The sequence below is a fragment of the Anabaena sp. CCY 9910 genome, from assembly GCF_963920875.1.
Classification (GTDB): Bacteria; Cyanobacteriota; Cyanobacteriia; order Cyanobacteriales; family Nostocaceae; genus Trichormus; species Trichormus variabilis.
In genome coordinates, this window is the sequence record NZ_CAWUDJ010000019.1 from 19,501 (window position 1) to 43,063 (window position 23,563).

13 protein-coding genes are annotated in these 23,563 nt (G+C 39.4%); 8 read left to right on the forward strand and 5 right to left on the reverse strand.

Annotated features, from left to right (window positions below; translation table 11 throughout):
* Positions 1-608: 608 nt before the first annotated feature.
* The gene (locus ACM5QX_RS15535) at positions 609-947 is read left to right on the forward strand and encodes an STAS domain-containing protein (protein WP_011318382.1); all 339 of its coding nucleotides are present in this window, start codon (positions 609-611) and stop codon (positions 945-947) included.
* Positions 948-971: 24 nt separating this feature from the next.
* On the opposite strand, the gene ACM5QX_RS15540 is transcribed toward ACM5QX_RS15535, so the two are convergent.
* The gene (locus ACM5QX_RS15540; RefSeq protein ID WP_414754339.1) at positions 972-2,162 is read right to left on the reverse strand and encodes a SpoIIE family protein phosphatase; all 1,191 of its coding nucleotides are present in this window, start codon (positions 2,160-2,162) and stop codon (positions 972-974) included.
* 149 nt (positions 2,163-2,311) lie between these two features.
* On the opposite strand from ACM5QX_RS15540, the gene ACM5QX_RS15545 reads away from it, so the two are divergent.
* The 4 genes from ACM5QX_RS15545 (at position 2,312) to ACM5QX_RS15560 (ending at position 10,492) form a co-directional block, all read left to right on the forward strand.
* Positions 2,312-2,728 (forward strand): ATP-binding protein, encoded by a 417-nt coding sequence (locus tag ACM5QX_RS15545; RefSeq protein WP_011318380.1) that lies wholly within the window; start codon positions 2,312-2,314, stop codon positions 2,726-2,728.
* A gap of 36 nt (positions 2,729-2,764) precedes the next feature.
* Positions 2,765-7,417, forward strand: coding sequence for a GAF domain-containing protein (locus ACM5QX_RS15550; RefSeq protein ID WP_414754340.1), 4,653 nt, complete (start codon positions 2,765-2,767; stop codon positions 7,415-7,417).
* 982 nt (positions 7,418-8,399) lie between these two features.
* Complete coding sequence (locus ACM5QX_RS15555; RefSeq protein ID WP_414754341.1) at positions 8,400-10,166, forward strand: peptide ABC transporter substrate-binding protein; 1,767 nt, start codon at positions 8,400-8,402, stop codon at positions 10,164-10,166.
* 152 nt (positions 10,167-10,318) lie between these two features.
* Positions 10,319-10,492, forward strand: coding sequence for a hypothetical protein (locus ACM5QX_RS15560; protein WP_414754342.1), 174 nt, complete (start codon positions 10,319-10,321; stop codon positions 10,490-10,492).
* Between the two features lie 147 nt (positions 10,493-10,639).
* Here ACM5QX_RS15560 and ACM5QX_RS15565 read toward each other — a convergent pair whose 3' ends face one another.
* From ACM5QX_RS15565 to ACM5QX_RS15580, 4 genes are all read right to left on the reverse strand, one after another.
* A complete protein-coding gene (locus tag ACM5QX_RS15565; RefSeq protein ID WP_414754343.1) occupies positions 10,640-11,749 on the reverse strand; it encodes a response regulator in 1,110 nt (369 codons plus the stop codon).
* A 29-nt stretch (positions 11,750-11,778) separates the two neighbouring features.
* The gene (locus ACM5QX_RS15570) at positions 11,779-13,110 is read right to left on the reverse strand and encodes a hybrid sensor histidine kinase/response regulator (RefSeq protein ID WP_414754344.1); all 1,332 of its coding nucleotides are present in this window, start codon (positions 13,108-13,110) and stop codon (positions 11,779-11,781) included.
* A gap of 251 nt (positions 13,111-13,361) precedes the next feature.
* On the reverse strand, positions 13,362-13,793 hold the full coding sequence (locus ACM5QX_RS15575; protein WP_011318375.1) for a response regulator: 432 nt from the start codon (positions 13,791-13,793) through the stop codon (positions 13,362-13,364).
* Positions 13,794-14,030: 237 nt separating this feature from the next.
* Positions 14,031-15,557 (reverse strand): PAS domain S-box protein, encoded by a 1,527-nt coding sequence (locus ACM5QX_RS15580; RefSeq protein ID WP_414754345.1) that lies wholly within the window; start codon positions 15,555-15,557, stop codon positions 14,031-14,033.
* 438 nt (positions 15,558-15,995) lie between these two features.
* Here ACM5QX_RS15580 and ACM5QX_RS15585 point away from each other — a divergent pair, with 438 nt between their 5' ends.
* The 3 genes from ACM5QX_RS15585 (at position 15,996) to ACM5QX_RS15595 (ending at position 23,464) form a co-directional block, all read left to right on the forward strand.
* A complete protein-coding gene (locus ACM5QX_RS15585) occupies positions 15,996-16,718 on the forward strand; it encodes a response regulator transcription factor (RefSeq protein WP_010997909.1) in 723 nt (240 codons plus the stop codon).
* 383 nt (positions 16,719-17,101) lie between these two features.
* Positions 17,102-18,454: a P-loop NTPase fold protein gene (locus ACM5QX_RS15590; protein ID WP_414754346.1), complete on the forward strand. Its 1,353-nt coding sequence runs from the start codon at positions 17,102-17,104 to the stop codon at positions 18,452-18,454.
* A gap of 93 nt (positions 18,455-18,547) precedes the next feature.
* Entirely contained in the window at positions 18,548-23,464 is a 4,917-nt protein-coding gene (locus ACM5QX_RS15595) for a ribosome assembly protein 4 (protein ID WP_414754347.1), read from the forward strand.
* Positions 23,465-23,563 lie beyond the last annotated feature (99 nt).

Consider the following 23,563-nt stretch of genomic DNA (forward strand, 5'->3'; position numbering starts at 1 on the left):
AAGCTGCATAGAATAATTGAACGCAGATGCGCGCAGCGAAAAGTTCTGTAGGAGGGTTAGCCCGACCTAGGAAACTTTTCAAGACAGAGAAACGCGGATAAATCAACGGATTTCATATTACTTACAACCTCATGTAAAATTGATATTAGCTTGATATCCTAATATATCTGGCTACAGCTATAGGAATCATATATCGTCCATAAAAATACTGAATTTTGTTCTATAATTAAACCTTATTTATATGAATAAATACTGATTCAAAACATTCTACGGTCAAGACGATCTTTATAAGAGTCTATAGGAATCAGATTTGATTATTAAAAATGTCTAAGTATCTATGTGGTGGGTATTGCCAACCCTAGATTTGAGAAATTAAATACTAGTTCTATATATGGTTAAAGTTAAATTTGTTCAATAATTATGATTTTAATATTTTTGTTAAAATTTACTTTTGTACAGTTAACTACCTTGCCGTTTCCATCTAATAATGCCAGAATGTATAAATCAATTCAATTATTGTTATACCGTAAAATTGCCTATATTTAACTCAAGAATTAAATAGTACAGCAATGGTAATTTAACGATTTATTTACAGAAAAAACTGGCTTATGAATACAAACTTTCAGGTCATTGAATTGTCGGGGATTTTAGATGGAATCAGGGGTAATCAATTACGTCGTGAAATTAGCGAATTGATTGCTGATGGTAACAATATTTTTCTGCTGGATATGAATGCAGTAACTTTTATGGATAGTTCTGGCTTAGGTTCTTTAGTATCGGCAATGCAAATGTTACGCTCTGTTAATTCCCAACTTTTTATCTGTTCTATGAATGACCAAGTTAAGATGTTGTTTGAATTAACTAAAATGAATAGGATTTTTCAAACCTTTATCGATCAAGATGACTTCAAACGGCAAATACTGACAGCTACAAGAGCTATTTCTTAATTCAAACAATTCAATATAATGCTATCAACCCAAAGTAATTTTTAATAATGATAAATCATCTTCAAGTATTTGTTGAATATTTAAGGTCATTATCTGCATTAATATATAATGAATATTACAGGGTTCTTTCTGGCTAGAGTTAGTTAGTATTTCAATAAAGGCATCGAGTCCTAAAATCTTGCCATCTGGCTCTCTAATTTCATAAATGCCATCACTAAATATGTAAAGAGTGCTGTCTTTCTTCACGTCCCAGATAGCATCCTCAAATTCCACATCAGGTAAAAATCCTATGGGTAAATCTAAAGAATTGAGTCGTTTAACTTGAAAACCAGTTTCAGGTTTACCAGATAGGATTACGGCCGGGGGATGTCCGGCGCTAGCATAGACAAGTTGATGTTGAATACAGTGATAAACTCCATACCAAATCGTGAAGTATTTATCGCCGTGATTTGCCATCTGGAAAGCATGATTGAGCGCCTTTAAAACCTCTCTAGGCTTGTAGAAATTAGTATTAGGTAAAGATTGCGATCGCAGAATATTCAAGATAGAGACAGATAATAAAGCAGAACCTATTCCATGTCCTGATACATCCAATAGATAAATTGCCAAATGCTCGTCATCCAGCCAGTAATAATCGAAGCAATCACCCCCCAACTGGGTTGAAGGAATAAATAAGGTTTCTGTATTTACTTTTCCTTCCAGGGGTTTGGGTAGAAGCGATCGCACATAATCAGCAGCTTCGGCTAAGTCTGCTTCTAAGGTTTGCTTTTGGGTTTGTAAATCATGGTTGAGCATTTCTAAAGTTTGCTTTTGGATTTGTAAATCCTGGTTGAGTTGATGTAACCTGAGTCCGGCTCTTACCCGCGCTTTTAATTCAATCATTTCGATTGGTTTAGAGATAAACTCATCAGCTCCAGCATCCAGTCCTTTAACTCTGTCTTTCTCTTCTCCTGGTGCTGCTCCCTTAGCAGTTAACAAAATAAAAAAACTAGTTGCTAACTCTGGATTTGCTTTAACTTGACGACATACTTCCAATCCATCTAACCCAGACATCACCCAATCACAAATAATCAATGCGGGACGGAGGAGCTTTGCTTGAATAATTCCTTCCTCTCCATTGTTGACAACAGTAGTTTCGTAACCCTGATTCTCAAGCGTTCTTTTTAGCACCGTCCGCACAACCGGATCATCGTCAATGACTAAAATTTTTACCATAAGTGATGAGCTAATAAATATAATTTCAATTAAGTAATATATTTATTTCAACTTAACTATAATCGAGTTGATAATGTACAGTGAAAATACTCAAATTAAATAAAATGATTATTGTGTATGCTTAATTCAAGTCTAGTTTTATCTAAGAAGTGAATCATAAAATCTATTTAAAATTAAATACGGACTTGTCAGCCTCGGCTAAGGTGTTGTCGTGGTTCGAGCAGATAAATCAACCAGTTATTTCTCATAAGCAAATCTGGTGGCAATGTCAAACATTACTAATGGAGGGATTTGTTAATATTGTTGAACATTCACACAAACATTTACCAATAGAAACACCTATTGAGATAGAAGTTTCACGAACACAGGATTATATAGAAATACGTATATGGTCTCAAGGTGAACCCTTTGACTTAGAACAGCGATTAAAAAAAACAACTGAACTGGAAAAAAATATTCAAGAGCGCGGTCGCGGTTTAAAAATTATGGAAGCGATCGCCGATGATTTAAGTTATGAAAAACTAGCAGATAATCGTTACTGTTTATTGATTCGTAAGCATTATTAAATCTATTTATTATCATATCCTCATCTGTAATTAAAGATGAAAGCACAATTACCTGATAACGAAGTGCAGAGAATTGCAGCACTTTTAGAGTATAAAATTCTTGATACTCAATCCGAAGCAGCATTTGATGATATCACACGTTTAGCATCATATATTTGTGGAACGCCGATTGCTTTAATCAGCTTAATTGACCAAAACCGTCAATGGTTTAAATCAAAAGTTGGGCTGGAGAGGCGAGAAACACCGCGAGATGAGGCATTTTGCACTTATACTATTTTAGAATCTGATGTCTTTATCGTGCCTGATGCTACGACCGACGAACGCTTTGCGACAAATCCATTAGTAATATCTGATCCCAAAATTCGATTTTATGCTGGTGTGCCTTTAACTAACCCTGAAGGCTATTCCTTGGGAACACTTTGCGTTATTGATTACATACCCAGGAACTTGAGTCCTGAACAGATTGAGGCACTACAAATTCTAGGTCGCCAAGTCATCAAGCAACTGGAAATGCGTCGTAACTTAGCAAATCTAGTACTTGTAAATAATAAACACAAACAAGCACAAAAAATCCGCCATCCATTTTTTAAAAAGATTGCTGGTGGCTTTGGATTAGCATCAGTCATTTTAGTCTTACTTGGCTTGGCTTCCTATCAAAGTGAAATAGAATTAATTCATTGTAGTAATCAAGTTCAAATAACCCAAGAAAGCATTAATAACTTAGAAAAACTGCTATCTCAAATTAAGGATGCAGAAACTGGACAACGCGGTTACATTTTGACAGGAAAAGACCTTTATCTGCAACCTTATCAAACAGCTCTGACAAACATTGATCAGAAATTTGCGGAACTGAAAAATACCACTGTTGATCAAGTTCAACAACAGCGTCTTGTCATACTCAAACCTCTGATTGCAGCAAAAATCACTGAACTGAAGCAAACTATCAAACTACGTCAGAATCAAGGCTTCCAGACAGCATTACAGGTCATCCAATCTGATAAAGGGCAAACTCTCATGGATGACATCCGCAAGGTGATGCGTGAAATGGAGACAGAGGAAAAGGTGCGCCTTCAACAGCAATTACAAGCGGTAAAAGCCAGTGGGCAAAAAGTTATTGTCATCTTGGCGATCGCCATCGTCTCAGGTTTAATCATTCTCGCTGTTGTTTACTACCTAATTTATTGTGAAGTTATTGCACGCCAGTCGATGGAAAATATACTCAGCGAAGAGCGTAATTTTATTTCGGCAGTACTGGATACAGTCAGCGCTTTAGTAATCGTCCTAGATTCCCAGGGGCGAATCGTTCGCTTTAATCAAGCTTGTGAGGTGATAACGGGTTACTCATTCGACGAGGTTAGGGGTAGGCATTTTTGGAATCTGTTTTTGCTTCCTGAAGACATAGAGTCAAGCAAAGCATCTTTTGCAAAGTTTCCCACAGATTCAAGAGTTTCCGGTATTCAGGAGTCTGAAAACTATTGGGTAACTAAAGATGGTAGTCGGCGCTTAATTGCATGGTCGAGAACTATCCTGCAAAACCATGAAGGCTCAGTGGAATACATTATTGGTACAGGGATTGATATTACTGAGCGCAAACAAGCAGACAAGCATTTGACAATACAATATGCCATCACCCGTGTCTTGGCAGAATCTACAACGATTACCGAAGCTACTCCCCAAATTTTGCAAGCCATCTGTGAAACCTTGAAATGGGATGTCTGTGAAATTTGGATGGTAAATCAGCAAGGAAATTTCTTGAGTTTTTTCGACCTGTGGGATCAAACATCTTTGGAAATGCAGGAGTTTAAAACCCAAAGTCAGCCAATCACATTTGCATCGGGGATTGGATTGCCAGGACAGATTTGGGCTAGTGGTCAACCAATTTGGCTGACCGATATTGCCGATGATGCTAGCTTTCTCAGAAACCAATTGGCAGCGCAAGTAGGATTGCGTGGTGCTTTTGGTTTCCCGATTCGGAGTGGGCAAAAAATTTTGGGAGTCATTACCTGCTTTAGTCATCAAGTTCAGCCGCATGACCCAGATTTGGCAAAAATCATGGATTCTATTGGCGAACAAGTAGGGCAGTTTATCCATCGCAAACAGGCAGAGGAGGAACTGCAAAGGCAAAACTTGCGATCGCAATTATTTACAGAAATCACCCTCAAAATTCGCCAATCTTTGCAAATTGAAGAAATTTTACAAATCACTGTCAAAGAAGTACAAAAGATTCTCCAGACTGATCGAGTTTTAATTTATCAGTTACTACCTGATGGTTCTGGGAGTCTGATTATTGAGGCAGTCGTTGCTGGTTGGGCAGCAATTAAAGGACAAAATATTACTGATTTTTATTTGCAAACAGAATATCAACAACAGTATTGTCTACAACAATATCGCCTGAGGCATCTGGAGGCGATCGCTAACCTAGATTTGGGCGAGATTCAACAAAGTCATCTAGAATTACTCAAAAAGTTTGGAGTTAAAGCTAATTTAGTTATACCTATTCTCGTCAAAGATGAACTCTGTGGCTTATTAATTGTCCATCAGTGCGCCACATCCCGCCAATGGACAAGTTTTGAGACCCATCTTTTACGACAAATAGCAGACCAAGTAGGCATTGCTGTAGCCCAAGCCCAACTCTTAGAAGTCGAAACTCGACAGCGACAGGAACTGGAAGTTGCCCGTAGTCAGGCTGAATTAGCTTCTCATGCTAAAAGCGCTTTTTTGGCGAATATGAGTCATGAAATCCGCACACCCATGAATGCTGTCTTGGGGATGACTGGCTTAATGCTAGAAACTCTGCTCAACCAAGAGCAGCGAGATTTTATGGAGACTATTCGCATTAGTGGTGATGCACTTTTAACTCTCATTAACGAGATATTGGATCTCTCCAAACTGGAGGCTGGGGAAATGGCTTTAGAAAATTTGAATTTTAATTTATCAACCTGTGTAGAAGAAGTTTTAGATTTATTAGCCCCCCAAGCTCATAGCAAGGGATTAGAAATTGCTGCTTTAATCTATCGCCACGTTCCTATCCAACTCCAAGGAGATGCCAGCCGTCTGCGACAAATTCTCATGAACCTGATTGGTAATGCTATCAAGTTTACTAGTTTTGGGGAAGTAGTGATGCGAGTAGAATTGCGATCGGAAACTCCGACTACAGCTATCATCCACTTTGCCGTTACAGATAGTGGCTTGGGCATTACTTTAGAAGACCAACATAAACTGTTTACCCCTTTTACTCAAGTAGATGCTTCCACCACGCGTAAGTATGGTGGTACTGGTTTAGGATTAGCCATATGCAAACAACTAGTGACATTAATGGGAGGAGAAATCGGTGTAGAAAGTCAGTTAGGCAAAGGTTCTAAATTTTGGTTTGAAATTCCTTTTGCCAAACAACTCCAGCCTGTTTCTTTTGTAGAAGATTGCGGACTGTTAAACAATCGCCGTTTACTGGTGGTGGATGACCACGCCACTAATCGAAAAATTATCTATCACCAAGTTAGTCGATGGGGAATGCAGGTAGATCAAGCTGATAGAGCTGTTGCTGCTCTAGGCATGATTGTGGAAGCTTGCCAGCAGAACAAGCCCTATGATGTCATCTTAATCGATATGCAGATGCCTGAAATGGATGGGATGGCTTTGGGAAAACAAATTAAGGCCAATTCTTCTATTCCTCCAACACCCTTAATTATGCTCACTTCAACTAATCAACGTGACGAAGTGCAACAGGCAATTAAGATTGGATTTGCTGCTTATTTGGTCAAACCAGTGAAATCATCTCGGTTGCTCGACACTATTATGAGTGTTTTAAAAACTCCGTCACAATTGGAAGCGGAGAAGTTGGAAGTAAAGAGTCAAGAGTTAGAAAAGAACAATTTAGATCACAGCCGCAACCGTAACTTTACTGCTACCCAGGCTCAAAATTCTGTTTCCACAAAAACTAGAATCCTACTGGCTGAGGATAATTTAGTTAATCAAAAAGTGGCTCTTAAACAACTCCAAAGCCTTGGTTATACAGCTGATGTTGCGGCTAATGGCAAAGAGGTTTTACAACTATTAAAACAAATTCCCTACGATTTGATTTTAATGGATTGTCAAATGCCAATTCTTGATGGTCTGGAAACCACAAAAGAAATTCATCGTTGGGCAGAAAGCTCCTTTGCTAGCGGTCATCGCCCTGTGATTATTGCGATGACAGCTAATGCTATGAAAGAAGATAAACAAATGTGTCTAGATGTCGGCATGGATGATTATTTGAGCAAGCCTGTGATGAAAGAACAATTGGCGACAGCATTAGAATATTGGTGTGAGTTGATACTAAATGCACGACAGGCAGTAGAATTTGATATACATAGTCTTCCTCTTGACTGGGAACACTTACATCAACTTTCCGAAAACGATACAGAATTTGAATTGCATTTGTTGCAAATATTCGTTGAAGATGTCCGAGCTAGATTAGAGTTAGCTAAAGAGGCGATCGCTAACACAGACTTTCAAAAAATGGCTCAACAAGTCCATCAGCTTAAAGGCGCTAGTACCAATCTCGGAGCTACCGCTATGTACCTAGCTGCGGAAAAGCTAGAGCAGCTAGCTAACAAGCAAGAGCGTAGAGGTAGTATGGAGCTAATTACAGAAATAGAAGAGTCTGTCAACCAGATTCAAGCTTTTTTAACTAGAAGCCAAGTTGTTTAAACGGCTGACAGATGTAGGTTTTTTACACTACACCCCCAAAACACGGGTTTAGGGTGTAGGGGTATAGGGGTATAAGGGTGTAGGGATTGATGAAACTATTATTCTTGTGTTAGTGCGAGACTTATCACTCATCACTTTATTAAAAACCTATACCTGTGAGGAAACCTTCTCGCCATCTCCCTGCTCCCTGCTCCTTTTCCTCTTCGTGACCATGTTTTGTTAGTAGTTAAAGCAACTAACAAATGACCACTGACAACTGACGCACAGTACAAAAAAAAGGTTTGGCTCACCACCAAACCTTTCTATAAAATCCAGTGCATAACAACATCCCGAAATAATGTACCTGTTATTTTGAGGCGATCGCATCTTCCTATAGGATGTAGCTAAACGTTAAAAAGCCTGATTTTAGACGAAATCAGTATTAATAATTACATTTAAGGTAATTTAATCCGTTTTTTTCATTGATTGCCAAAAAAAAGACGGGTTTTACCCCGTCGAAGTAGCTTGAAAGTGGCAATACACCTTGGACTCTGGAAAATAGGAAAAATAAAATTTAATAGATTGAAAGGAATATCAATGATGTGAACAACAAGAACGTTTATTTATGCTGTACTTGGATTGTTAATCATTTCCATCCTTGCAATTCTCATCAAGTTATCACAGGCAAGTTTACATCAGTTGCCAAAATGCCAAAACCGACAAAATGAATCAATTCAAAATTTAAAATACCCTACGGGTTCGCGTAGGTAGCGTTCTCGTACCCCTATAGGGAAGCAAGCTAAGCGTTAGCGTCTCCGACAGGAGAAGGAGAAGAGTAGGCTACGCCAACAAAATTCAAAATAAAAAAAAGCTATTTCTGAGTATTTTAAAACAACATTCAAAAATAGTAGTACTATTTATTACATTCAAAGTTTGATGATTTACGCTTACTACATCTGTAATCAATCAAGCCAATAAATAATATTGCTAGAGAAAATCCAATATGGGTATCTTGAATAAATTTCGTCAGGGTCAAATTTTTACTTGGTCGTTACTAAATATATTTTTCCTTGCTGGTTGTTCTTTTCCTCAGGCGGAAACTGCTACAAACTCAACACCCGTAACAAACACTAGTACAGGCGAAACCTTACGTCTACTCTATTGGCAAGCACCAACTATTCTCAATCCTCACCTAGCGCAGGGAACTAAAGACTTTGAAGCTAGTCGTATCGTCTATGAACCCCTGGCCAGCCACGATAAAGAAGGTAAATTGGTTCTGTTTTTAGCCGCAGAGGAACCTACTCTAAAAAATGGTGGTATAGCCAAAGATGGCAAATCAGTTACCTGGAAACTCAAGCAAGGAGTCAAATGGTCTGATGGTCAACCTTTTACAGCTGCGGATGTGGTATTTACTTACAAATTTCTTTCCAATCCGGCTGTTGGTGCTACCACTTCCGCTAATTACGAAGCTGTGCAAAGCGTCGAAGCCATCGACGATTACACTGTCAAAATTAATTTCCAGAGTCCTAACCCAGCTTGGTCACTACCTTTTGTGGGCTTAAATGGAATGATTATTCCCCGTCACATTTTTGAGAAATTTAACGGTAGTAACGCCAGGGAAGCGCCAGGTAATTTGATTCCTGTAGGTACAGGCCCTTATAAAGTCGGAGAATTTAAACCTGGTGACACCATTATCTATGAAGCTAATTCTGTGTTCCGTGAAGCCAATAAACCTTTCTTTAAGCGAGTAGAACTCAAGGGAGGTGGTGATGCGACATCAGCCGCTAGAGCAGTACTACAAACTGGAGATGTAGACTACGCTTGGAACCTGCAAGTAGAAGCCCCGATTCTCAAGCAACTAGAAGCAGCAGGTAAAGGGAAATTAAAAATTAGTTTTGGTTCTTTTTTAGAACGGATTACCATCAATCATACCGACCCTAATAAACAAACAAAAGACGGCGAACGTTCTAGCACTGAATTTCCTCATCCCTTTTTTCAAGACATCAAAGTGCGTCAAGCATTTAACTATGCAATTGATCGGGACACAATAAATCAACAATTATATGGTTCTAGCGGTCGTCCTGCCGCCAATATCCTATTAGCACCAGAGATTTATAACTCACCTAATACTAAATATGAATTTAGCCCCAAAAAAGCTACTGATTTATTAGATGAAGCTGGATGGAAAGATACAAATGGTAATGGTATTCGAGACAAAAATGGTGTAGAGATGAATGTTTTGCTTCAGACATCTGTAAATCCAGTGAGGCAGAAAACTCAGGAAATTATTAAACAAGGATTAACTGCTATTGGTGTCGGGGTGGAACTAAAAAGTATTGATGGTAGTATCTTCTTTTCTGGAGATCCATCGAACCCAGACACCTTGGGAAGGTTTCAAGCTGATTTACAAATGTTTAGTACGGGTAGTACGAATGTAGACCCTGGTGCTTATATGAAAGGCTTTACTTGTAGCGAAATTCCCCAGAAAAAGAATAACTGGTCAAAATCCAATCATTCACGTTACTGTAATCCTGAATATGATAAGCTCTGGCAACAGTCCAACACAGAATTAAATCCTGAAAAACGTCGGCTGCTATTTATTCAGATGAATGATCTGCTATTCAAAGATATTGCTTTAATTCCCTTGATTGCCCGTGCTGATGTCAATGGCGTGAGCAATAGACTGGTCGGTGTAGATTTGACCCCTTGGGATACTGATACATGGAATATTAAAGATTGGCAACAAGTCCAGTCTCTTGGTAGTAGGTAATTTGATTATTACTCATTACTTATTACATCGATCTCAAGCTATAAATTAATTTTTTTAATTTATAGCTTGAGTATAATTTAATATCTTGAAAATCTTACTTATATAAAAGTATAGGTGAATAACACCTATTGACGTAAGTGAGGCTAACAATCATGTCGAATCAACTTTTTGCATCGGATTTACTCATAGACTTATCCGCAGAAGAACAGCAATTTCTTGCTGGGGGTCAAGACCGTAGAGATGAAGAATTCCAAAGAGATCGAGATAGAGGAGATAGAAGAAATAGATATTCCTGTCGCTATTGCTATGATTGTCGTCGTGACTAAACCTTTTAATGAACGACAAATTCCATAATCTTGGCAGATAGTGGAGGATAGTGGAAGGGTAATTCCATACCCTTCTACTAAGGTATTTATCTCATCCTTTTTTTCAAATGACCAAAGATTAATTTCAGAAGTCATAAAAATTCCTCTTCAAATATTTTTAGGTAGTTTGACTGTGAATTTACTACCTTTACCTACTTCAGAAACCAAACTAATCATACCTTCGTGCGCTTCAACGATACGACTGGATAAATGCAGACCTAAACCGCTACCTGAGCGTTTATTTCTTCCCTGACGAAATCGCTCAAAAATGGTCGCTTGGTCTTCGGGAGCAATACCATAACCAGTATCTTCAATTTCGATCGTTAACCAATGATTATTTGGTTCAAAAAACCGAATTTCAATGCCGCCAGTGTCTGTAAACTTGATGGCATTTGCTACTAAGTTGTACAACACGCGCCGTAGTTCGAGGGTATCACCCATGACTACACCTGCTTTTTCGCCTAAGTTATCTATCTGAGTGCTATCTATTTTTAAGGCGATACCTTTCTCATTAGTTAAAGTTGTGAGTTCGCTAACCACTTCTTGAGCGATTTCTTTTAAGTTGCAGCTTTCATAATTTAATGTTTTCTTACCGGCTTCAAAGCGATAAACTTCTAGTAAGGTATTAACCATTTGCATCAAATTTTGGTTGCTGCGAATCATGACAGCGATCGCCTGTTTCATTTCTGGCGAAATTTTGCAAAAGGCTTCTTGTTGAAACAAGTCCAACATCCGATCGGCTGCTACTAGCGGTGTGCGTAAATCGTGGGTTAGGCGTGACACAAAGTCTTCCCTTTGGCGTGCCATTTTCTTTTGTTCGTCCAGACTGTGCTTGAGGCGTAGGAGCGATCGCACTCTAGCCAATAGTTCATCTGTATCAAATGGTTTACGAATGAAATCATCCGCGCCTACGTCCAAACCTTCCACAACACTCGATTCGTGAAAAGCTGTAATCAATAATATTGGTATATAACTTAAAGCTGGGTTATTGCGGATGCGTCGTGTCACTTCATAACCATCCATACCCGGCATCATTACATCTAATAATATTAAATCCGGTGGCGACTGTTCTATTTTTTGCAAAGCTGAAATGCCATCACTGGCTAAATCAATTTCATAGCCTTCGCTTTCTAAAATTGTTTGCACTAAAATCAGATTATCTTTAGTGTCATCAACAGCCAAAATCCGATCAATTTGATTATTTTCCACAACAGACATGATAATAAGCTTGTTTTTTATATATAGATTTATAACTTGAGGTTATGATACTTCCTGGGGGCTGGGTTGGATTTAGCCGTAGGGTGGTGTGCTTTGTGATCTGGCTGCATCATTTCTTTCGCATCTTGCACAGATGATGAAGATAGAGATGAGTTTGATAATGGCAATTGTCTTGGCAATGTAATTGTAAAAATTGAACCTACTCCCAATTGACTTTCTAAGATAATTTTACCACTCATCATTTGCACTAACGAGTCGATAATTGCCAACCCCAAACCTGTACCTGCATACTTGCGAGTAATGCTTTGATCAACTTGTCGAAAAGCCTCAAAAATATATTTAAAATCTTTAGATGCTATGCCAATACCTGTATCTTTTACTCTAATTTCCACCCAACTTCCTGGTAAGTCTTTTACATCGATCCAAATACTACCAGAGTCTGTGAACTTAATGGCATTAGATAATAAATTTATTAGAATTTGTTTAATTCTTACTGGATCATTTACTAGCAAAGGATTTTGTAAGTCAATCTGCACTAGCAAAGACAGCTTTTTTGACTCAGCTAGAGAGCGCATTTCCCCAACGGCAGCGTTAATTACTTTAGTTAAATCAAATAATTCTGGCTTCAGTTCTAATCTTCCCTCTTCTAATTTGGAGAAGTCCAAAACTTCATTTAATAGCATCAATAAATGTTTGCCATTATTCAGAATCCGTTCTACCATGTCGGCTTGCTGACCTGTGAGATTGCCAAATTTAGGGCGTAACAATATCTGAGAAAAACCAATAATCGCGTTCATTGGTGTTCTCAATTCATGGGACATGGTAGCGAGAAATTGAGATTTCAGCCGCGATGCTTCTAATAGTTTTAAGTTTTGAATTTGGATTTGTTGCCGTTGTCGTTCTAATTCTTGATTTTTTCGCACCAGTTGCTCATGACTTTCTCTCAGTTGTTGGTAGGCAATAGCAGTCTGCATTTCTGCACGATAAAGCCGCATTGCATTACGTAAAACTTGAGCTAAAGTTTCCGATGAAACTCTAAATTTAGATAAGTAATCTGTTGCACCAGCTTTCATTAACTCCACGGCAATTTGTTCATCACCTTGAGAAGTCAAAACTACTAAAGGAATTTTGATATTTAAGCTACGAATTGTTTCGATTAAGTTTAAACCGTCTTGGTCGGGTAAACGATAGTCGATGAAGGCACAATCAAAAGATGTATTTCTTAAGATAGAGAGCGCCGTGTTTCCGTCACTTACCTCTGACATTTCCATACGTACCCCAGCTTTAACCAAAGCACGGCGAACTGTCATGCGGTCTACTTCATCATCGTCTACAACCAAAATCTTTAGCGTCTCTTCCATCGGTTTTTATATTTGCTGCCAAATACAGGTTGATTTCAAACATTTCTGGTTTCAAATTTTTCAACTAAAAACTTTGAGCCTCTTGAATATAGTCTTTATTAATTTTTATATTTGAATTGAGCAAGTCTGATTTTCATTATCAAAGATAAAAATTAGTGTTTCTCGTTTTGCTTATATCAATCTAATAGGGCATAATTCATGTTATTAGAAACTACAATAGTCTCTGTTCACAAAATCTGTTGTTAGACGGACTAAGGCATTTCACAGAATACCCAATATTTATTGAGTGCTGCTATTATTTCTACAAAACTAGAGAATGTGACGGGCTTGAGGATATAACCAGCAACGTTTAAGTTGTAAGCTTCTACACGGTCTTTATCCTGGTTTGATGTCGTCATCACAACTACAGGAGTCAGTCGTAGTTGGGGATCGGATCTTAATTCTTGCAAGAATTCAATACCACCCATTTTAGGCATATTTAAGTCTAGCAAGATTAGGCGACGCTCATGAGGAAAATTTGGCGTTTGAGTGTGATTGCCACGCAAAATCTTTAGAGCTTCTAAGCCATTATCTGCTAAGTAAATAGGATTAGTAATATTAACTTTCTGGAATGCTCGCTTGACGTTCATAACATCAACTTCATCATCCTCCACTAATAGTATATTAATCACTCTTTCCTGCATTTTTTGTATTTAAACTATGCTTTTTATGGGAGGCTAGCTAATTCGTGAATAGTTATTCATGAATTAGTAATTAGTACTATACAAATGCTGAGTGCTTTTGCAGACTAAGCTTTTACTAAGTAAAATACAATACTTGAGTGAAGCTTCAACCCAATTGTAAAAGAGCGACTGAACGCACGTCCTCACCCATTAGTGAGAGTTGGAGAAAATCATTGTGTACCATAAGCTTGAGCTATTTTACTCAAGAGAACGTTTAGGCCAAGTAAAACGAAATGTACTTCCAGGCCCAGAGACAGGCTTCAAATTAATGGAACCCCCTTCCGTCTCGACAATTTTTTTGACGATCGCCAACCCAATTCCCGTATTTTCTTTGCGATCGCGCGGTTCGAGGGTTTGGAAAATTACAAAAACCTTATCGTGATATTCTACAGGTATGCCAGGGCCATCATCTGCCACACTAAATTCGTAGTATTGCCCCAAATCTCGCACCGAAATTTTCACCCTACCATCGACCCCTGTGTGGTGTTCAATTGCATTTTCGATTAAGTTAGCGAACACCTGTTGTAAGGGAACTCTCTTTGTAACTAAAGTAGGCATTTTTGGCTGGATTTGAATCTGAAAACTTGCTGGTGGTTGCAACGAGTCGATTACTTCCCTGAGTAATGAGTCCACATTGACCTGTGTTAATTCTGTGTGGACGCGGCCAATACGCGAATATTCCAGTAGACCATTAATTAAAGCTTCCATACGCCGCACCCGACCCCGTAACAACTGCATTTGATGTTGATTTTCCTCAGGTAGCTGGTCGGCGAGGTCTTCTTCTAACCATTCTGATAAACTAGCGATCGCCCGTAAAGGCGCTTTTAAATCATGGGATGCAACATAAGCAAACTGGTCTAATTCTTGATTGCGTTGTTGCAACAACGTGGTAGTTTTCGCCAGGATAGTGTTTAAGCGTGTCAGTTGTTTGGTTCGTTGTTGGAGTGTAATTTCGACTTGCTTACGTGGGTTAATATCAACACAGGAACCTATGTAACCAGCGAAACTACCATCTGAATTAAATCTGGGTGTACCTGTATCGAAAATCCAGCGATATTGACCATCAAAACGTTTTAGGCGATACTCCATCATGAAAACTTCTCGATGCTCAAAGGCTGTAGTATATGTGTGAATGCAGCGTTCTCGGTCTTCTGGATGCACCCCTTCTACCCAACCATTACCTAATTCTTCTGCCATTGTGCGTCCTGTGAAGTCTAGCCAGCCTTGATTAAAAAAATTGCAGAGTTTGTCTAGTCCTGACATCCAAATCATCACAGGCGCGCTATTCGCCATAATTGCGAATCGTTCTTCACTTTCACGCAATGCTTCTTCTATCTGGTGACGTTCACTAATATCGACTACTGTGCCGATATAGCCGACTATCCGCCCATCTTCATCAATTTCTGCTATTGCTTCTGACAGTACCCAAGTAATTTTGCCTTGAGGATCTTGTAAGCGCAACTCAGTTTTATATGACTTCTGTCTTGACAAAATAAACTGGGCTTGCACTTCTACAAGTTGCAAATCATCTGGATGAATAGCTACTTGCCAACCTCGACCCAATGATTGTTTTTTAGAAAGACCAGACATTTCACACCAACGCTCGTTGACATAAAGACAATTACCCGATATGTCTGCGTGAAATATGCCAACGGGAGCCATTTTTGCTATATTTTCAGGGTGGCGATCGCTCTCTGGAGTTGTTTGATTGCTCGTAGTTATCATACAAACATCCCTCATAAAAATTCTAAACAAGATCCCCGACTTCTTCAAGAAGTCGGGGATCTGAGTAATCAGACTTCGTATATATATTGCTGATTTAAATTCTTCATCTATTAATATTTCCTACCTTACTTTTAGAATGTTGACAATACTTTGTCACAAGATGAAATTAAATTTAAAATCTTACTCCCGCAAAGATGAGTTTTCCCACTGTCAAAAACAATAAGTTGTCACAGTATTCTATATTTTCTTGTAAAATAGCGATATATCTATAGCCAGATTTTTATCTCTATCTAGACCCAAAAAAAATAGATTTATTATTTCTATCGGTGGATGCAGGCGCATCAAGATATCATCTATCTTTGGTTTGGGAAAATAATAGAAGTGACTGAAAAAATAGCTTAGTTTGCAAGAAGCAATTAGACAAGAGTGAGTGTAACGATGAGTGAAATCAGCATTATTTTAATTGAAGATCATGACTTAACCAGAATGGGGCTAAGAGCTGCGTTACAGGCCAACACTGGCATCAAAGTAATAGGTGAAGCGGCTAATGCCACTCAAGGACTGAAACTTTTGGAAACGGCGAAGCCGGATGTAGCGGTGGTAGATATTGGCTTGCCGGACATGGATGGGATTGAACTCACTCGCAAGTTTAGGCGTTATCAAGCTGAGAGTGGGCAAACCCACACCAAGATTCTGATCCTGACAATGGATCATACCGAAGATGCAGTACTGGCGGCTTTTGCGGCTGGGGCAGACTCTTACTACATGAAAGAAACCAGCATTAGTAGGCTGACAGAAGCAATTCAAGCGACCTTTGGCGGCAACTCATGGATTGATCCAGCGATCGCTAATGTAGTATTACAGAAGATGCGCCAAGGCATCCCCGGAGAGAGCCAATCATCTGATAAGCCCAAAACCGTCAAAATTGAGGCTCTACCTTCTGAATACGAACAAGTATTAGAAACCTACCCCCTCACACAACGGGAATTAGAAATTCTAGAGTTGATTGTTGCTGGCTGTAGCAACGGTCAAATTGCGGAGAAACTTTATATTACCGTTGGTACGGTTAAAACCCACGTCCGCAACATTCTGAATAAACTCTGCGCTGATGACCGTACCCAAGCTGCTGTACGTGCTTTGCGTTCTGGGTTAGTAGCTTAAAGATGACACCATAACGCACTTAGCAAAATTTAACACCCATACTCTAACCTTGGTTTCTCCCGCAAATCAAGGTTTTAGCTTTTTGCGCTAATTTTAAAGTGAATTCGACGGAACCTAACCCCAACCCCTTCTCTTGTAGGGGAAGGGGCTGAAAATCTATAACTGATTACCAAATAATCATGGTTTTAAGCCTCTCCCCGCGTTGGGGAGGGGTACTCCTGCGGAGAACTCGTAGAGTAGCAAGCTATGGAGAGGTGTTCTTCCGAATTTATCGAACTCACGCTAATTTTACGAATTACTACGAATTACGAATTGCTATTAGTACTAATATCTTGGTAATCACGGTTATGCAGGGTTACAAGAATAACTAGATTACTAAACATATGACTATAGATTTACGGGGTTTTTTTCAAGCTACAGACCCTAGTCGGACTCTATTTCTCAATCAAGACACAGATAAAAAGTACTACATTGATTTTTCCTCGGTGCGTGGCGGCGATATTATCGGTAAGCTCAAACAAAAGATTACCTTTTTTAAGCCAGATGAACCTACCTGCACTTTATTTACAGGACATATCGGCTGTGGTAAATCGACAGAACTCATCCGCTTACAGGCAGAATTAGAAAAGTTAGGCTTTCATGTGGTTTATTTTGAGTCTAGTGATGACTTAGAAATGACCGATGTTGATATCGCTGATGTGTTGTTGGCGATCGCTCGGCGTGTGAGCCAAAGTTTAGATAAAATTACTCTGGGGGAGACTAACAAATTTAATGATTTGCTACTAGGTGCATGGAAGGTTTTAAACTCTGAGGTAACGGGGATTAAAGCCAAGGTTCCCGTAGTGGGTGAGGTTGGTGTTAGTGTAGAGCCAGCAAAGTTATCTTTATCTGTAGGTATTGGTGAAATCACCACCAAAATTAAAAGCGACCCCACACTGCGAGAGAAAATCAATCAATATCTCGCACCGCAAAAAATCAAGCTGCTAGAAGCGATTAATCAAGAATTATTGCAACCGGCGATCGCTAAACTCAAACAACAAGGTAAAAATGGTCTAGTTGTCATTGTCGATAACCTCGACCGCATAGATAACCGTCCTAAGTCTTGGGGTCGTCCCCAACAAGAATATTTATTTGTAGACCAAGGTGAATATCTCACTAAGTTAAATTGTCATCTAGTCTACACCATGCCCCTGTCTCTCAAATTTTCCAACGATTATGGAATGCTGACTCAGCGCTTTCCCGAAGACCCCAAAGTATTACCGATGGTTCCCTTACATTGGCCTGATGGTAGGGTGCATGAGCAAGGAATGGAACTGATGCAACAGATGGTACTAGCCAGAGCCTTTCCTGACTTGCAACCAGAACAACGCCGAGACAAAATTTCTGAGGTTTTTGATAGTGCTGATACCTTAGAGCGTTTATGTATCTTAAGTGGTGGTCATGTGCGCGACTTGTTGCGGCTTCTGAATAGCTGGATTATGGAAGAAATGGCGCTTCCCCTCACCCGCAATACTTTAGAACAAGTTATTCGTTCCCGTCGCAACGAAATGATTTTGCCAATTTCTGAAGAAGAATGGCAATTATTACGCCACGTCCAACACAAGAAAAAAGTCAGCGATGACCACGGCTACCAAAAACTCATCCGTAGCCGTTTTGTCTTTGAATATCGAGATGGCGGCGAGTCTTGGTTTGATGTCAATCCCATTTTGATTGGTGCAAAGGAAATGGGGGAATGAAAATTCAAAATACCCTACGGGAAGCTAAAGCTACAAAATTCAAAAAAAGAGTAATGACAATTGTACAGACGCGATTCATCGCGTCTCTGACCAATGACAAATGATTTAGTAAATAACGATCGCTCTGCGCAACAATTAGCTTGGGCGATTGATGCTTCTGTGGGACAGTTTAAGTTGATTTTGGCACGGTGTAATTATGCCAGCTTACGCGATCGCTTAATCAAAAGATTACAAGAAATTTGCCAAGCGGAAATTTATGTCTTGGAAGTACAGCAATCTGATAAAACCCTCTATACTGCCATTCGGGATGAGTTTGGCGCAGAGATTCTTGGCTGTGTGATGGTTGTTGGTTTGGAAAAAGTGCAGGATTTAGCAGTGATGTTAAGTTCAGCCAATCAAGTGCGCGAGGAATTCCGCCAGCATTTTCATTTCCCTTTGGTGTTGTGGATTGATGATGAAATCTATAAACAATTAATTCAAGTTGCACCTGATTTAGAAAGTTGGGCAGTTACGAAAAATTTCGCTATTGACAAACAACAATTAACGGATTTTATTACTGAAACGGCTCATCAATATTTACATGAACAAGCTAAAATAACTCTCCATGAATCACTAAAGCTAGAAACTGAGTTATTAGCAGCCCAAAGAGATTTATTTATAGATAGACAGATAGATGATTCAGAATTAGCGGCTAATTTATTATCATTACTGGGCTTAACTAATAAGAATATCAATGAAATTTCAGCCGCGCTAGAATATTATCACCAAGCTGGTAGTTTATGGCAAAAACTTGATTTAATCGAACCTCAAGAATTTATTCTTTTAGAGATTGCTTTTTGTTATTATATTCAAAGTTATAAATATCAAGACATCAATCATATATCTTGGAATAATACGCGGCGTTATATTCAAGAATATATTGATTTTGTTAACCAGATTCAACGTGCAGATTTAATTGCTAAATCTCTTTGTAAGTTAGCTACTATTTTACGTAATCTTAACGCCTGGGAACAGTTGGAAAAGCTATCCCAACAAGCTTTAGTCATTCATCAAGCAAATAATAATCATAGAGAAATTGCTAGGAATTATGCTTGTTTAGCCGAGGTGGCTTTAGCCAAAGAAAATTGGCGACAGGCAAATCAATTAATTAACCAAGCATTAGATTTTATATCAGTCAATAAATCAGAGAATCTACTTTCAGCACCAGAATTAAGCTTATATAGATTTATTCAGGGTTGCTCTCAATATAATTTAGGGCAAATCCCCCAGGCGATCGCCAACTTAGAAGATGCTATAAATAGGTTAAATCCTCAAGAAGATGTCAGACTTTATCTGCATATTCTCAGTTATTTACATAATTTTTATTTCACTCAAAAAAAATATCTTGCAGCCTATGAAATTAAACAGCAGTCGCTTTCCATTGAACAACAATTTGGCTTGCGAGCTTTTATTGGTGCAGGAAGATTAGAAGCACGTAAGCAAACACATTTAGAAACCTTACCTACAACTTCTCTACAAGATAATATTGCCTTAGAAATTGCTGCATCTGGTCGTCAATTAGATGTAGAACGTTTAATAGAACGCGTCGGTCGCCCTGATTATAAATTGATAGTCATTCATGGGCAATCGGGCGTGGGTAAAAGTTCCCTGATTAATGCAGGTTTAGTTCCCGCTTTAAAGAAAAAAGCCATTGGTGTGCAAGATAATTTAGTCGTCGTTATGCGTGTTTACACCAACTGGCTGCAAGATTTGACGCGCATTTTGATAAAGGATGGGGGACAAGGAGAAGTAGAACCTCAACATTCCAGTTCAGAACCTACTGTTCCCCTTTCTTCTTCCTTCCTCTCCTCATTACTCATCGCCAAGTTGCGTGAAAACGAACAACACAACCTCCGCACAGTGTTAGTTTTTGACCAATTTGAGGAATTTTTCTTCGTTTACCCCGAACTTGGACAACGAAAACAGTTCTTTGAGTTTCTGGGAGAATGTCTGCACGTTCTTTCAGTGAAAGTTATTTTATCGTTGCGGGTAGATTACATCCATTATTTGCTGGAATGTAATGATTTGCCGGAATTTCAGATTATTGGTAATGACATTCTCAGTAACAACGTGCTTTATAAGTTGGGAAACTTCTCCCCCGACGATACAAAGTCAATTATCCAGCGTCTCACTGCAAATACTAGCTTTAACTTAGAACCTAATTTAATAGATGCACTGGTAGAAGACTTAGCAGGAGAATTGGGTGAAGTGCGCCCCATTGAGTTGCAAATTGTAGGAGCGCAATTACAAACCGAGAATATCACCACCCTAGAAAAATATCGGCGTTTCGGCACAAAACAAGACTTAGTACAGCATTATTTAAATGAGGTTATCCATGACTGCGGTGAAGAAAATCAGCAATTAGCGGAGTTTTTGCTGTATTCGCTGACTGATGAAAGAGGAACTCGTCCCCTAAAGACACGGGGGGAATTAGAACGGGATTTTCAGCAATATTTCTCTGCTTACGATGTGGAATCTGGGCGGATTTCCCCAACCCCAAGGCAAAAACAAGGCAAAATTACGCCAAAACCTTCACAAAAGGCTGTGAGAAAGGAGCAAATCTTAAATCTCCAGCAATTCGATTTAGTTTTAGATATTTTCGTCAAATCTGGCTTAGTTGTGTTGCTCCCAGAAAAACCCACTGACCGTTATCAACTGGTGCATGACTATTTAGCAGCCTTTATCCGCCAGCAACAACAACAGAAATTAAAACAGGTAATGGCGGAACTAGACAAAGAAAGAGCGCAAAGAAAACTAAGTGAAGCCAAACTTTATCGCTTTCTGCAACGTGCTTTGTTTAGTTCAGTGGCTGTGGGTATAGGTATTGTTGTTTTAACCGCTTTAGCAGTGCAGTTAGCAAATGAAGCCAAAAAACAGACACAAAACGCCGAAATTAGTGCTGGAATTAACGAAATTAACGCCTTGAATAATTCTTCAGAAGCTTTTTTTGTCTCTAAACAATACCCTGATGCTTTGATAGAAGCACTAAAAGCAGCTAACAAACTCAAGGGTACACCGTGGGAGAGAGAAAAAAGTTCTGCCACAATACAAACTGCGGCAACTTTACAGCGAGCTATCTACTTACAGCCCAATGAATATAAAGAAAATCGTGCCACAGAGGTGAATACTTTGGCAGGTCATGAAAATTGGGTGAGTAGTGTCGCCTTTGCCCCACAAAAACGACAGTTAGCCTCTGGTAGCGGTGATAAGACAGTTAAAATTTGGGATATTAACAATGGTCAACTCCTAAAAACCCTCTCCGGTCATAGCGATTCTGTCATCAGCATCGCCTACAGTCCCAATGGGCAACAATTAGCTTCTGGTAGTGGTGATAAGACAATTAAAATTTGGGATATCAACAGTGGTAAAACGCTGAAAACCCTCTCCGGTCATAGTGATTCCGTCATCAGCATCGCCTATAATCCCAACAAACAACAATTAGCTTCTGCCAGTGATGATAAGACAGTTAAAATTTGGGATATTAACAGTGGTAAAAGCCTAAAAACTCTCTCTGGCCATAGTCATGCAGTGAGAAGTGTTACCTACAGTCCCGATGGAAAACAGTTGGCTTCCGCCAGTCGAGACAAGACCATCAAAATTTGGGACATCAACAGTGGTCAACTCCTGAAAACTCTTTCTGGTCATAGTGATGGGGTAATTAGTATTGCTTACAGCCCCGACGGAAAACATTTAGCCTCCGCCAGTAGCGACAAGACCATCAAAATTTGGGACATCAGCAATGGTCAACTCCTGAAAACTCTCTCTAGTCATGACCAGCCTGTTTATAGCATCGCCTACAGTCCCAATGGACAACAGTTAGTTTCTGTCAGTGGTGATAAGACCATCAAAATTTGGGATGTCAGCAGTAGTCAACTTCTAAAAACCCTTTCCGGTCACAGCAATTCAGTCTATAGTATTGCCTACAGTCCTGATGGCAAACAATTAGCATCCGCCAGTGGTGACAAGACCATCAAAATTTGGGATGTCAGCATCAGTAAACCCTTAAAAATACTCTCCGGTCATAGTGATTCTGTTATCAGCATCGCCTACAGTCCCAGTGAAAAACAATTAGCCTCCGGTAGTAGTGACAACATCATCAAAATTTGGGATATCAGCACTGGTCAGACCCTCAAAACTCTTTCTGGTCATAGTGATTGGGTCAGAAGCATCACCTACAGCCCCGATGGACAACAATTAGCTTCCGCAAGTGGCGACAAAACCATCAAAATTTGGGATGTCAGCACTGGTCAACCCTTAAAAACTCTCCTTGGTCATCAAGATAGGGTGATTAGTGTCGCCTACAGCCCCGATGGACAACAATTAGCTTCCGCTAGTGGTGACACAACAATCAAAATTTGGGATGTCAACAGTGGTAAACCCCTGAAAACTCTCTCTGGTCATAGCAGTTGGGTAAGGAGTGTCACCTATAGCCCTGATGGAAAACAGTTAGCTTCCGCCAGCGACGACAAAACCATCAAAATTTGGGATATCAGCAGTGGTAAACTCCTAAAAACTCTCTCTGGTCATCAGGATTCAGTCAAAAGCGTTGCCTATAGCCCCGATGGCAAACAGTTAGCTACCGCCAGTGATAACATCAAAATTTGGGATGTCAGCAGTGGTAAGCCCTTAAAAACTCTGACCGGTCATAGCAATTGGGTAAGAAGCGTCGCCTACAGCCCCGATGGACAACAATTAGCTTCCGCCAGTCGTGACAACACAATTAAAATCTGGGATGTCAGCAGTGGTCAAGTCCTAAAAACTCTGACTGGTCATAGCGATTGGGTGAGAAGCATCATCTACAGCCCCGATGGTAAACAGTTAGCTACCGCCAGTGGTGACAAAACCATCATTTTCTGGGATTTGGACTTCGATAATTTATTACACACTGGTTGTAACTTACTGAATAATTACCTGATAGCCCATCGACAGGTTTTAGAAGAACTGCCATCATGCCAAACTCCTGGGCGATAGAGTCTGCCAAGATAATACCAATTGGAAAAAAGAATGGGACAAATGAATCAATTCAAAATTCAAAATAAGCCATTTGTAGAGACGCGATTCATCGCGTCT